Consider the following 12,743-nt stretch of genomic DNA (forward strand, 5'->3'; position numbering starts at 1 on the left):
AGCTGATCTCGAGACTTCTGATCATCATTGGTATCGGTGGGTTTGGCAGGCTTGATCTTCTTCGACACGTCGATTGGCTTTCTTGGCTTGATGGCAATAGAGGGTGCAGGACTGCCACTGTAGTACTGCCGCTGCCAAATGCCTATCTGAGAGGACTGCCCAAGACCAAAGTGGGCAGCGGTCTGGCGCAGCGAAAGCCGATGCTCGTGCATATAGCTAAGCACCTGCTGTTTGAAATCACTGGTATAGCGCCGCCCATGCGAGCCTGGACCAATGCCATTATTGGCCTGATATCTGGCCACCCAGCGTCGAAGCAGGCTGAAATCGATACCTAAGTGTTGAGCCACCTTTCGGAAACCGTTGCTGCCATCCAGGTAGGCTGTGATCGCTGTGAGCTTGAATTGCTCGGTGTACTTACCCATAGATCCCCCAAGGGTTGGATTGGTGTCCAACTTCTTGGGGGCAGTCCAAAACCTCCAAAGTCTCTGCGACCTGTGTGGCACCTGTGGGAGCGGGTTCACCCGCGAAGAGGCCATTAGCCTTGCATCATAAGCCGCTTTGCATCCGTACAGGCGGCCTGCCCCTCACCTCATGGCTTGGCCGCTACTGCCACGTAGCCTTTCACCGCGGCCGGCGCCCGCGGCCTGGCCTTGTTGGCCAACAGGTACTGATAGCGCCGCCATTCCTTGTCGATCTCGTTGAACGACATGAATACGCTGATGCGCTCCTTGCCCGCCAGGTCCGGGCGCTTGCCAGCGTCGATTTCGCTGGTGGGGATGATGGCAACGTTGATGCCCACTACCTGGCCGTCATCGGCGAAGACTGGCCCGCCCGACATGCCCTTGGTAATCGGGCCGTCATGCACCGAGTAGAAGACGCTGCCCGGCGTACCTTCAAGCCGCACCAGCGAAGGCAAGGCATGGCCCTTGCCCTGCATCGGCATCATGAAACTGTTGAAACCTACCGCCGTCACCGCTTCCCCAGGCACGTACTGGCGCCAGTGCGGCACGTTGCTGGCCTTGTGCTTGAAGAACACCACGTCGCCGAGGCCCTCGTGGACCACGTTGCGCAGGAAAGGGGTGTGTTTGGCGGTGACGGCGTATTCATCGTTCCACTGAATAGCGCTTGCCATCAGCAACATCGGCAGCGGGGCGCCGGAAGTCACCACGAAAGCCTGGCTGTAGACAGGGTCGGAAACGTAAGACGTTGGCACTCCATTGCACCCACCGAGCAGCATCATTGCCGCCATGCAGGGCGCGATTTTTTTCATGGTTCACACAGGGGTGGAGAAATGGGAGCGCAACTATGGCTAAGTGCCATCATGCCGGCAATACTTTTAGCCTATATCCGACGAATGACAGCTTAAGTGCTAGTCATGGGCGCGGCCAATAGAATGCAGATATGGCTCCAGGCCGCGAGGTCATCGATGCGGCGTCAAATCTGCGGGGTGCTGTTCTTAAAGAAATGGCAGGCGAAAAAAAACCGACCATAAGGTCGGTTTTTTCCGGATCTTGGTGCCCCGAGGGAGACTCGAACTCCCACTCCTTTCGAAAACGGATTTTGAATCCGCCGCGTCTACCAATTCCGCCATCAGGGCGTGGCGCGCAGTATAGAGAGGTGCCGCTGGTCGGTCAATCGGCTTTCATGGTCAATTTTCACACATTGGGCTAAACTTCCCGGCCCTGCCGAACCGAACATCATCATGCGCGTCGCCGATTTTTCCTTCGAACTCCCCGATTCCCTGATCGCCCGCCACCCATTGGCCGAGCGCCATGGTAGCCGTCTGCTGGTCCTCGATGGGCCGAGCGGCGCGCTTACGCATCAGCAATTTCCCGATCTGCTCGACTACCTGCGCCCCGGCGACCTGATGGTGTTCAACAACACCCGGGTGATCCCGGCGCGGTTGTTCGGCCAGAAAGCCTCCGGCGGCAAGCTGGAAGTGCTGGTCGAGCGTGTGCTCGACAGCCATCGGGTGCTGGCCCATGTGCGTGCCAGCAAGGCGCCGAAAGAAGGCGCGGTCATTCTCATCGATGGCGGTGGCGAGGCCGAAATGGTCGCGCGCCACGACACCCTGTTCGAACTGCGCTTCACCGAAGAGGTGCTGCCACTGCTCGACCGCGTCGGCCATATGCCGCTGCCGCCGTACATCGACCGCCCCGACGAGGGTGCCGACCGTGAACGCTACCAGACCGTGTATGCCCAGCGTGCCGGTGCAGTTGCCGCGCCTACCGCCGGCCTGCATTTCGACGAGGCGTTGCTGGAAAAAATCGCCGCCAAGGGCGTCGAACGTGCTTTCGTCACCCTGCACGTGGGGGCCGGCACCTTCCAGCCGGTACGGGTCGACAAGATCGAAGACCACCACATGCATAAAGAGTGGCTCGAAGTGAGCCAGGACGTGGTCGATGCCATCGAGGCCTGTCGTGCCCGTGGCGGCCGGGTGATCGCGGTCGGCACCACCAGCGTGCGTTCGCTGGAGAGCGCCGCGCGCGATGGCGTGCTCAAGGCCTTCAGCGGCGATACCGACATCTTCATCTATCCGGGCCGGCCGTTTCATGTGGTCGACGCCCTGGTCACCAACTTCCACCTGCCGGAGTCCACGCTGCTGATGCTGGTCTCGGCCTTCGCCGGTTATCCCGAGACCATGGCCGCCTACGCGGCGGCGGTCGAGCAGGGGTACCGCTTCTTCAGTTACGGTGATGCCATGTTCATCACCCGCAATCCGGCGCCACGTGGCCCCGAGGATCAAGCATGAGTCGCACCTGTCGAATGTCCTTCGAACTGCTGGCCACCGACGGCAAGGCCCGTCGTGGTCGCATCACCTTCCCCCGTGGCACCGTGGAAACCCCGGCGTTCATGCCAGTGGGCACCTATGGCACGGTCAAGGGCATGCTGCCACGCGATATCGAGGCCATTGGCGCCGAGATGATCCTGGGCAACACTTTCCACCTGTGGCTGCGCCCGGGCACCGAGGTGATCAAGAAGCACAACGGCCTGCACGATTTCATGCAGTGGAAAGGCCCGATCCTCACCGACTCCGGTGGTTTCCAGGTATTCAGCCTGGGCGCCATGCGCAAGATCAAGGAAGAGGGCGTGACCTTCGCTTCGCCGGTCGATGGTTCCAAGGTGTTCATGGGCCCCGAAGAGTCGATGCAGGTACAGCGTGACCTGGGCTCGGACGTGGTGATGATCTTCGACGAATGCACGCCTTACCCGGCCGAGCACGATGTGGCCCGCACCTCCATGGAGCTGTCGTTGCGCTGGGCCCAGCGCTCGAAGAACGCACACGCCGACAACACCGCGGCGCTGTTCGGGATCGTCCAGGGTGGCATGTACCAGGACCTGCGCATGCGCTCGCTGGAAGGCCTGGAAAACATCGGCTTCGACGGCCTGGCCATCGGCGGCCTGTCGGTAGGCGAGCCCAAGCACGAAATGATCAAGGTGCTGGATTACCTGCCAGGCCAGATGCCGGCTGACAAACCTCGTTACCTTATGGGGGTAGGCAAACCGGAAGATCTCGTTGAGGGTGTGCGCCGCGGCGTCGACATGTTCGACTGCGTGATGCCGACGCGCAACGCGCGCAACGGTCATCTGTTCGTCGATACAGGGGTGATCAAGATCCGCAATGCGTTCCATCGCCATGATGACTCGCCGCTGGATCCGACCTGTGACTGCTATACCTGCACCAACTTCTCGCGCGCCTATCTGCATCACCTGGACAAGTGCGGCGAAATGCTGAGCAGCATGCTGAATACCATCCACAACTTGCGCCATTACCAGCGCTTGATGGCCGGTTTACGCGAGGCTATTCAACAGGGTAAATTGGCCGTCTTTGTCGACGCCTTCTACGCCAAACGCGGGCTTCCCGTACCGCCTTTGGACTGACTGTCTGCATCCATTATTAGAAAATTACATTAGGAGTGCCCAATGAGCTTCTTGATCCCCGCCGCATACGCGGACGCTGCAGCACCTGCCGCTGGCCCAGCCGGTACCGGCTTCGAGTGGATTTTCCTGGTCGGTTTCCTGGTCATCTTCTACCTGATGATCTGGCGCCCGCAGGCCAAGCGTGCCAAAGAGCAGAAGAACCTGCTGAGCAACTTGCAGAAAGGCGACGAAGTTGTCACCAACGGCGGTATCGCCGGCAAGATCGTCAAGGTTTCCGATGACTTCGTGGTTCTGGAAGTGTCGGACACTGTCGAACTGAAGTTCCAGAAGGGCGCGATCGCTGCGACCCTGCCAAAAGGTACGCTCAAGGCTATCTGAGTTACCGGTTTTATTTTCCAGTCGGGGCGCGCAACGCGCCCCGCGTCTTGAACGGGCGGCGTGATGCTGAACAAATACCCTCTGTGGAAATATGCACTGATCGTGCTGGTACTGGTGGTCGGTTTCATTTATTCCGCTCCCAACCTCTACCCGGATGACCCGGCGGTGCAGATCAGTGGTGCCAGCTCGGCGCTGCAGGTAAACCAGGCCGACCTCGATCGCGTCAGCAAGGCGCTGGTCGATGCCAAAATCGCCGTCAAGGGCGCGAGCCTGGGCGAGAAGGGCAGCGGGCTGATCCGCCTGACCAACCAGGAAGACCAGCTCCCAGCCAAGGATGTTGTGCGCAAGGCACTGGGCGATGATTACGTCGTGGCCCTGAACCTGGCCCAGACGACCCCGCAATGGCTGCGTAACCTGGGTGCGAGCCCCATGAAGCTGGGCCTGGACCTGTCCGGTGGTGTGCACTTCCTGCTGGAAGTGGACATGGACAAGGCCATGACTGCCCGCATGAAAGTCTACGAAGGCGAGGTCAAGACCTTGCTGCGCAAAGAGCGCGTCCGCTACCGCAGCCTGCCTCAGCAGGATGGCGGCATCATGCTGGGCTTCGCTGACGATGCCACCCGCGAACAGGCACGTGCCCTGATCCGCAAGAATTTCAATGATTTCGACCTGACCACCACCGACCGCAACGAGCTCGCGGTGCTGCGTCTGGCGCTGACCCAGGCAAAAGTCGCCGAGATCCGCGAATACTCGATCAAGCAGAACCTCACCACCGTGCGCAACCGCGTCAACGAGCTGGGCGTGGCCGAGCCGCTGGTACAGCGCCAGGGCGCCAACCGTATCGTGGTCGAGCTGCCAGGCGTGCAGGACACTGCCGAAGCCAAGCGTATCCTCGGTAAAACTGCCAACCTGGAGTTCCGCTTCGGTGCTGAGCCAGGTGCATCCAAAGCCACCACCGAGGTGTTCGAGTTCCGTGAAGGCGGCCGCTCTGCCGCGGTCGAGCGGGGCCTGATCATCACCGGTGACCAGGTTACCGACGCCCAGGCCAGCTTCGACGAACACGGCCGCCCGCAGGTGAACATTCGCCTGGATGGCCACGGTGGCGAGCTGATGAGCCGCGCAACGCGCAGCAACGTCGGCCGCAGCATGGCGGTAATCTTCATCGAGCAGAAGCCGGTTACCCGCTATGTCAAGCAAACCGTCGATGGCGTCGAGAAGGACGTAGCCGTACAAAGCTTCGTCGAAGAGAAGAAGATCATCAGCCTGGCGACCATCCAGTCGCCACTTGGCAGCCAGTTCCGCATCACCGGCCTGAACGGCCAGGGTGAATCGTCCGAGCTGGCTCTGCTGCTGCGTGCCGGTGGTCTGGCCGCGCCGATGTACTTCGCTGAAGAACGTACCATTGGCCCAAGCCTGGGTGCTGACAACATCACCAAAGGTATCGATGCGTCGCTGTGGGGCATGCTGTTCGTCTCGCTGTTCATCATCGCCATCTACCGTGCCTTCGGCGTGCTGGCCACTATCGCCCTGGCGGGCAATATGGTGCTGCTCCTGGCGTTGATGTCGCTGCTGGGTGCAACCCTGACCCTGCCGGGTATTGCCGGCATCGTGTTGACCATGGGTATGGCGGTGGACGCCAACGTGCTGATCTTCTCGCGTATTCGCGAAGAGATCGCTGCTGGCATGTCGGTGCAGCGCGCCATACATGAAGGCTTCAATCGCGCCTACTCGGCAATCGTCGACGCCAACCTGACCACCCTGTTGGTCGGTGGCATCCTGTTCGCGATGGGTACCGGCCCGGTCAAAGGCTTTGCAGTCACCATGTCCCTCGGGATTTTCACCTCGATGTTTACTGCCGTCATGGTGACCCGTGCATTGGTCAACCTGACTTGTGGTGGGCGTGACATCAAGAAGCTGTGGGTTTGAGGGAGCTGCGATGAAAACCATCAATTTCATGGGCGTACGCAATGTCGCGTTCGCTATCACCGTGCTTCTCACCGTGCTGGCGCTGTTCAGCTGGTGGCATAAGGGTCTTAACTTCGGGCTGGATTTCACCGGGGGCACGCTGATCGAGTTGACCTATGAACGCCCGGCCGACGTCAAGGCTGTGCGTGCCGAGCTGGTCGAATCGGGCTTCCACGAGGCCGTGGTGCAGAGTTTCGGTGCTACCACTGACCTGCTTGTGCGCATGCCTGGCGACGATCCAATGCTGGGTAACAAAGTGGCTGAAGCCCTGCAAAAGGCCGGGGGTGACAACCCTGCCATGGTCAAGCGGGTCGAGTTTGTCGGCCCGCAGGTGGGTGAAGAACTGCGCGACCAGGGTGGCATGGGCATGCTCCTGGCCTTGGGCGGCATCCTCATCTACCTGGCATTCCGCTTCCAGTGGAAGTTCGCCGTGGGTGCGATCATTTCGCTGATCCACGACGTCGTGGTGACCCTGGGTATCCTGTCGTTCTTCCAGATCACCTTCGACCTGACGGTGCTGGCGGCGGTGCTGGCGATCATTGGCTACTCGCTGAACGACACCATCGTCGTGTTCGACCGGGTGCGTGAAAACTTCCGCGTCATGCGCAAGGCGTCGTTGATCGAAAACATCAACGTTTCCACTACTCAGACCTTGCTGCGCACCATCGCCACTTCGGTTTCGACCTTGCTGGCAATTGCCGCGCTGCTGTTCTTCGGTGGCGACAACCTGTTCGGCTTCTCGCTGGCGCTGTTCATCGGTGTTCTGGCCGGTACCTACTCGTCGATCTACATCGCCAACGTGGTACTGATCTGGCTGAACCTGAACAGCGAAGACCTGATCCCGCCGGTCAAGGCTGAAGGTGTGGACGAGCGCCCGTAAGGCCTGGTCCCTACGCCGTACGGCGGCCAAAAGGCGCGAGTGTTGAACTCGCGCCTTTTTTTTTGCTCCAAGGCTGGGAGAAGGCGGGGTAACCCCCGCGGGTATGATCAGGAGGTTCATGTGAACAAATCAATGCTGGTGGGCGCGGTACTGGGTGCTGTCGCTGTGACTGCCGGAGGTGCTGTCGCAACCTACAGCTTGGTCAACAAGGGGCCTGAATATGCGCAGGTCACTGACGTGCAACCGATCAAACAGCAGGTAAAAACCCCGCGTGAAGTGTGCAAGGACGTCGCTGTGACGCGTCAGGCGCCAGTCAAGGACCAACACCAGATTGCCGGTACCGTGGTCGGTGCTCTGGCGGGTGGCTTGCTGGGTAATCAGATTGGCGGCGGTACCGGCAAGAAGATCGCTACCGTGGCCGGTGCGGTCGGTGGCGGTTACGCCGGTAACAAGGTGCAAGAGGGCATGCAGCAGCGTGACACCTATACCACTACACAAACCCGCTGCAACACGGTCAACGACATCAGCGAGAAGGTGGTGGGTTACAACGTGACCTATTCTATCGGTGATCAGGTAGGCAAGGTGAAGATGGACCGCGAACCGGGCTCGACCATCCCGCTGGACAAGAATGGCAAGTTGATCCTGAGCGAAGCTGGTCAGTAATTTGCGTTGTCACGCAAAACCATCAGGCATAAAAAAAGCACCTCGAGAGGTGCTTTTTGCTGTCTGGCAATTTGCGCTTAGCGCTTCATGCTTTCCGGCAGGTGCGGCTGGATAGCGGTCAGTACGGCCTTGAAGCACTTGATGTTGCCTGCAACGATGTGGCCCTTGTCGAGGAAGTCGTGGCCACCGTTGAAGTCACTCACCAGGCCGCCGGCCTCTTGGATCAGCAGCACGCCAGCTGCCATGTCCCACTCGGACAGGCCGGACTCCCAGAAGGCGTCGAAGCGGCCAGCGGCAACGTAGGCCAGGTCCAGGCTGGCGGAGCCGGCGCGGCGGATGCCGGCGGTCTGGCCAGTCAGGGCGCGGAACATACCCAGGTAGTTGTCCAGGTCGGCCATTTGGCTGTCGCGGAATGGGAAACCGGTACCCAGCAGGGCGCCTTCCAGGCTGGTGCGCGAGCTGACGCGCAGGCGACGGCCATTGAGCTGGGCGCCACGGCCACGGCTGGCGGTGAATTCTTCTTGGCGAACTGGGTCGACGATTACCGCGTGCTCGAGGCGACCACGGTATTTGCAGGCGATGCTGACCGCGAAGTGCGGGATGCCGCGCAGGAAGTTGGTGGTGCCGTCCAGTGGGTCGATGATCCACAGGTAGTCTTTGCCTTCTTCGCCGGTACCCGCGTGCAGGCCGGTTTCCTCGCCCTGGATGGAGTGGTTCGGGTAGGCCTTGCGCAAGGCATTGACGATGCTTTGCTCGGCGGCGCGATCGACTTCGGAAACGTAGTCCTTGGCCTCTTTCTCATCGACCTTGATGCTATCCAGGCGTTCGATGGAGCGGAAAATCAGTTCACTGGCGCTGCGAGCGGCGCGCAGGGCGATATTCAGCATAGGCTGCATGGGCGGGTCACCTGGAGATGTTAAAGAAGAAAGCCGATCATTCTAGCAGAAAACTTTGGCGGCAGAAGTGTCACATTTGCTTTCATGGCGTTACGTCTGTCGGTTCTGTAAGATCGAAGGCCCTGATTCCTGCATCTGTGAGCACAACACCTTGCTGCAAAATATTCGTGTTGTTCTGGTCAATACCAGCCACCCCGGCAACATCGGCGGCGCTGCGCGTGCCATGAAAAACATGGGCTTGTCGCGTCTGGTGCTGGTGCAGCCGAAAGAATTCCCCGCCCTTGATGCCAGTGCCCGTGCCTCGGGCGCCGACGATGTGCTGGACAACGCCCAGGTGGTCGACACCCTCGAGCAGGCGCTGGTCGGCTGTAACCTGGTGATGGGCACCAGCGCCCGCGAGCGCAGCATTCCCTGGCCGTTGATCGGCCCGCGGGAGTGTGGTGACAAGGCGGTGGAGCATGCCAATGGCGGTGAAGAGATCGCCTTGGTGTTCGGCCGCGAACACGCCGGCCTGACCAACGAAGAACTGCAGCGATGTCACTTCCACGTGCACATTCCCTCCAACCCCGACTTCAGCTCGCTGAACCTGGCAGCCGCCGTGCAGGTGCTCTCCTACGAAGTGCGCATGGCCTGGCTGGCCGCCGGTGCAGTGCCGGGCAAAGTCGAGAAGGTTGACGCCAGTGAGCTGGCGACCATGGACGAAATGGAGCTGTTCTACGACCACCTGGAAAAAACCCTGGTAGGTATCGGCTTCCTCGACCCGGAAAAGCCCAAGCACCTGATGCCGCGCCTGCGCCGGCTATATGGGCGGGTGGCGGTCGAGCGTTCGGAAATGAGCATTTTGCGCGGCATCCTTACCGAGACCCAGAAAGTGGTCCGGGGCGAGCCGCATAAACGGAAGGACTGACAGATGTTCGAACGCCTGCGTGAAGATATTCAAAGCGTTTTTCACCGTGACCCGGCTGCGCGCAACGCTTTCGAGGTGCTCACCTGCTACCCCGGCATGCACGCCATCTGGCTGCACCGGTTGGGCAACGCCCTCTGGAAGCGCGATTTCAAGTGGCTTGCCCGCCTAGTGTCGAACTTCGGCCGCTGGATGACCGGCATCGAGATCCATCCCGGCGCCACCATCGGCCGGCGCTTTTTCATTGACCACGGCATGGGCATCGTCATCGGCGAAACGGCCGAGATCGGCGATGACGTCACCCTGTATCAGGGCGTGACCCTGGGCGGCACCAGCTGGAACAAAGGCAAACGCCACCCGACCCTGGAAAATGGCGTGGTAGTAGGGGCGGGCGCCAAGGTGCTTGGGCCGTTCACCGTCGGTGCCGGGGCCAAGATCGGTTCGAACGCGGTGGTGACCAAGGCGGTGCCGGCCGGCGCCACGGCGGTAGGCATCCCGGGGCGGATCATCGTCAAGAGCGAAGACAACGAGGTCGAGGCCAAGCGTAAGGCCATGGCCGAGAAGATCGGTTTCGACGCCTACGGTGTCAGCGGTGACATGCCCGACCCGGTGGCGCGCGCCATCGGCCAGATGCTCGACCACTTGCAAGCCGTCGACGAGCGGCTGGAGGGCATGTGTGGCGCCCTGACCAAGATGGGCAGTGACTATTGTGCCAAGGAGCTGCCGGCCTTGCCGGAAGATGACTTCACCGAGGTTGCCCAGGCCACCCGGCGCGACACTCAGTCGCATTGATTGCGCCGTGTTGAAAGCCCGGTGACATACGGGGCGTGTGCTCACGCCCCATGCCTGCTACAATCGCGCCCGCCTCCCCGATGCAAACCCGACTAAAGCAGTAGGTCTAATAGTTGACTTAAATGCTCGGGAATCGCATACTCGCACACATCCCGAAACTCCCGTGGTACCCAATAGCCATGCGACTGACTACCAAAGGCCGATACGCCGTGACTGCCATGCTCGACCTGGCGTTGCACGCGCAGCATGGGCCGGTGTCTTTGGCCGATATTTCCGAGCGCCAGGGCATTTCCCTCTCTTATCTGGAACAGCTGTTCGCCAAGCTGCGCCGCAGCAGCCTGGTTTCCAGCGTGCGCGGTCCAGGTGGCGGCTATCAGCTGTCCCGGGGCATGGAAACCATCCAGGTGGCGCAGGTCATCGACGCGGTCAACGAGTCGGTCGATGCCACCCGTTGCCAGGGGCTCGGGGACTGCCATGCCGGTGATACCTGCCTGACCCACCACCTGTGGTGCGACCTCAGCCAGCAGATCCATGAATTCCTCAGCGGCATCAGCCTGGCCGACCTCGTCATGCGCCGCGAGGTGCAGGAAGTCGCCCAGCGCCAGGACCTGCGTCGAGTCGCAGGCCGAACCGCCCAGCTGGACAAGATTGAGACGTCAGCCGTCGATTGATCCCCTTGGGACGACGAGCGACGCCACCGCCTGATAGGAGAGACAAATGAAGTTGCCGATCTACCTCGATTACTCCGCGACCACTCCGGTTGACCCACGTGTCGCCCAGAAGATGGCCGAATGCCTGCTGGTTGACGGGAACTTCGGTAACCCGGCCTCGCGCTCCCACGTCTTCGGCTGGAAGGCCGAGGAAGCGGTCGAGAACGGTCGCCGCCAGGTTGCCGAGCTGATCAACGCCGACCCGCGCGAAATCGTCTGGACCAGCGGTGCCACCGAGTCCGACAACCTCGCACTGAAAGGCGTGGCGCACTTCTATCAGACCAAGGGCAAGCACATCATCACCTCCAAGATCGAGCACAAGGCGGTCCTGGATACCGCTCGCCAGCTGGAGCGTGAAGGTTTCGAAGTCACCTACCTCGAACCAGGCGAAGACGGCATCGTCACCCCGGCCATGGTAGAGGCCGTGCTGCGCGACGACACCATCCTGGTCTCGCTGATGCACGTGAACAACGAAGTCGGCTCGATCAACGACATCGCCGCCATCGGTGAACTGACCCGTTCGCGCGGCGTACTGTTCCACGTCGACGCTGCCCAGTCGGCCGGCAAGGTGGACATCGACGTGCAAAAGCTCAAGGTCGACCTGATGTCGTTCTCGGCGCACAAGGCCTACGGCCCGAAAGGCATCGGCGCGCTGTACGTCAGCCGCAAGCCGCGTGTACGCCTGGAAGCCATCATTCACGGCGGTGGCCATGAGCGCGGCATGCGTTCGGGTACCCTGCCGACCCACCAGATCGTCGGCATGGGCGAGGCCTTTGCCATCGCCAAGCAGGAAATGGCCGCGGAAAACGTGCGCATCAAGGCCCTGAGCGACCGCTTCTTCAAGCAGGTCTCCAACCTTGAAGAGCTGTACGTCAATGGCAGCCAGACTGCCCGCGTACCGCACAACCTGAACCTGAGCTTCAACTACGTCGAAGGCGAATCGCTGCTGATGTCGCTGAAGGACATCGCCGTATCGTCCGGTTCGGCGTGCACCTCTGCGTCGCTCGAGCCGTCTTACGTGCTGCGCGCCCTGGGCCGCAACGACGAGCTGGCGCACAGCTCGATCCGCTTCTCCTTCGGCCGCTTCACCACCGAAGAAGAAGTCGACTACGCCGCGCAGAAAGTCTGCGAGGCTGTCAATAAACTGCGTGAGCTGTCGCCGCTGTGGGACATGTACAAAGACGGCGTTGACATCTCCAAGATCGAGTGGGCCGCCCACTAAGCAGTCGCCGGCAAGAGCGGCTCCCTGATGAGGAAGGAATTGCACCATGGCATACAGTGAAAAGGTCATCGACCACTACGAAAACCCACGCAACGTCGGCAAGATGAATGCCGAGGACCCGGATGTCGGTACCGGCATGGTCGGCGCCCCAGCGTGCGGTGACGTGATGCGTCTGCAAATCAAGGTCAACGAGCAAGGCGTCATCGAAGATGCCAAGTTCAAGACATACGGCTGCGGTTCGGCCATCGCTTCCAGCTCCCTCGCCACCGAGTGGATGAAGGGCAAGACCCTGGACGAAGCCGAAACCATCAAGAACACTCAGCTGGCCGAAGAACTGGCGCTGCCGCCGGTCAAGATCCACTGCTCGGTACTCGCCGAAGATGCCATCAAGGCAGCTGTGCGCGATTACAAGCAGAAGAAAGGCTTGATCTAAGTCGCCTGTTGCAAGGTA

General features: G+C 60.8%; 14 protein-coding genes and 1 tRNA gene. 11 read left to right on the forward strand and 4 right to left on the reverse strand.

The window, feature by feature from the left end:
• The 3 genes from E8E68_RS00090 to E8E68_RS00100 form a co-directional block, all read right to left on the reverse strand.
• Positions 1 to 422: transposase (locus E8E68_RS00090; protein ID WP_280339046.1), on the reverse strand; the 422-nt coding region annotated here is incomplete at its 3' end.
• A 167-nt stretch (positions 423 to 589) separates the two neighbouring features.
• Positions 590 to 1,237, reverse strand: coding sequence for a trypsin-like peptidase domain-containing protein (locus E8E68_RS00095; protein WP_266028722.1), 648 nt, complete (start codon positions 1,235 to 1,237; stop codon positions 590 to 592).
• A 275-nt stretch (positions 1,238 to 1,512) separates the two neighbouring features.
• Positions 1,513 to 1,597, reverse strand: a tRNA-Leu gene (locus E8E68_RS00100).
• A gap of 105 nt (positions 1,598 to 1,702) precedes the next feature.
• Between E8E68_RS00100 and queA the strand changes: the two genes are divergently transcribed.
• From queA to E8E68_RS00130, 6 genes are all read left to right on the forward strand, one after another.
• Positions 1,703 to 2,752, forward strand: coding sequence for a tRNA preQ1(34) S-adenosylmethionine ribosyltransferase-isomerase QueA (gene queA, locus E8E68_RS00105; protein WP_280339048.1), 1,050 nt, complete (start codon positions 1,703 to 1,705; stop codon positions 2,750 to 2,752).
• Between the two features lie 14 nt (positions 2,753 to 2,766).
• The gene (gene tgt, locus E8E68_RS00110; RefSeq protein ID WP_266028721.1) at positions 2,767 to 3,882 is read left to right on the forward strand and encodes a tRNA guanosine(34) transglycosylase Tgt; all 1,116 of its coding nucleotides are present in this window, start codon (positions 2,767 to 2,769) and stop codon (positions 3,880 to 3,882) included.
• A gap of 42 nt (positions 3,883 to 3,924) precedes the next feature.
• Positions 3,925 to 4,260, forward strand: coding sequence for a preprotein translocase subunit YajC (gene yajC, locus E8E68_RS00115; RefSeq protein WP_008092587.1), 336 nt, complete (start codon positions 3,925 to 3,927; stop codon positions 4,258 to 4,260).
• 63 nt (positions 4,261 to 4,323) lie between these two features.
• On the forward strand, positions 4,324 to 6,186 hold the full coding sequence (secD, locus tag E8E68_RS00120) for a protein translocase subunit SecD (protein WP_019750504.1): 1,863 nt from the start codon (positions 4,324 to 4,326) through the stop codon (positions 6,184 to 6,186).
• Between the two features lie 10 nt (positions 6,187 to 6,196).
• Positions 6,197 to 7,105, forward strand: coding sequence for a protein translocase subunit SecF (gene secF, locus E8E68_RS00125; RefSeq protein ID WP_266028520.1), 909 nt, complete (start codon positions 6,197 to 6,199; stop codon positions 7,103 to 7,105).
• Positions 7,106 to 7,225: 120 nt separating this feature from the next.
• Entirely contained in the window at positions 7,226 to 7,768 is a 543-nt protein-coding gene (locus tag E8E68_RS00130; RefSeq protein WP_110744935.1) for a glycine zipper 2TM domain-containing protein, read from the forward strand.
• A 77-nt stretch (positions 7,769 to 7,845) separates the two neighbouring features.
• Here the strand turns inward: E8E68_RS00130 and suhB are convergent, their stop codons facing one another.
• Complete coding sequence (gene suhB / locus E8E68_RS00135) at positions 7,846 to 8,664, reverse strand: inositol-phosphate phosphatase (protein WP_110744934.1); 819 nt, start codon at positions 8,662 to 8,664, stop codon at positions 7,846 to 7,848.
• A gap of 151 nt (positions 8,665 to 8,815) precedes the next feature.
• Between suhB and trmJ the strand changes: the two genes are divergently transcribed.
• From trmJ to iscU, 5 genes are all read left to right on the forward strand, one after another.
• A complete protein-coding gene (trmJ, locus tag E8E68_RS00140) occupies positions 8,816 to 9,571 on the forward strand; it encodes a tRNA (cytosine(32)/uridine(32)-2'-O)-methyltransferase TrmJ (protein WP_110744933.1) in 756 nt (251 codons plus the stop codon).
• 3 nt (positions 9,572 to 9,574) lie between these two features.
• A complete protein-coding gene (gene cysE, locus E8E68_RS00145) occupies positions 9,575 to 10,360 on the forward strand; it encodes a serine O-acetyltransferase (RefSeq protein WP_266028518.1) in 786 nt (261 codons plus the stop codon).
• Between the two features lie 179 nt (positions 10,361 to 10,539).
• Complete coding sequence (iscR, locus tag E8E68_RS00150; protein WP_008092572.1) at positions 10,540 to 11,031, forward strand: Fe-S cluster assembly transcriptional regulator IscR; 492 nt, start codon at positions 10,540 to 10,542, stop codon at positions 11,029 to 11,031.
• Between the two features lie 46 nt (positions 11,032 to 11,077).
• Complete coding sequence (locus tag E8E68_RS00155; protein ID WP_110744931.1) at positions 11,078 to 12,292, forward strand: IscS subfamily cysteine desulfurase; 1,215 nt, start codon at positions 11,078 to 11,080, stop codon at positions 12,290 to 12,292.
• Between the two features lie 46 nt (positions 12,293 to 12,338).
• Positions 12,339 to 12,725: a Fe-S cluster assembly scaffold IscU gene (gene iscU, locus E8E68_RS00160; protein ID WP_003248539.1), complete on the forward strand. Its 387-nt coding sequence runs from the start codon at positions 12,339 to 12,341 to the stop codon at positions 12,723 to 12,725.
• Positions 12,726 to 12,743: the final 18 nt, after the last annotated feature.

The organism is Pseudomonas sp. BN607 (assembly GCF_029871175.1).
Classification (GTDB): domain Bacteria; phylum Pseudomonadota; class Gammaproteobacteria; order Pseudomonadales; family Pseudomonadaceae; genus Aquipseudomonas.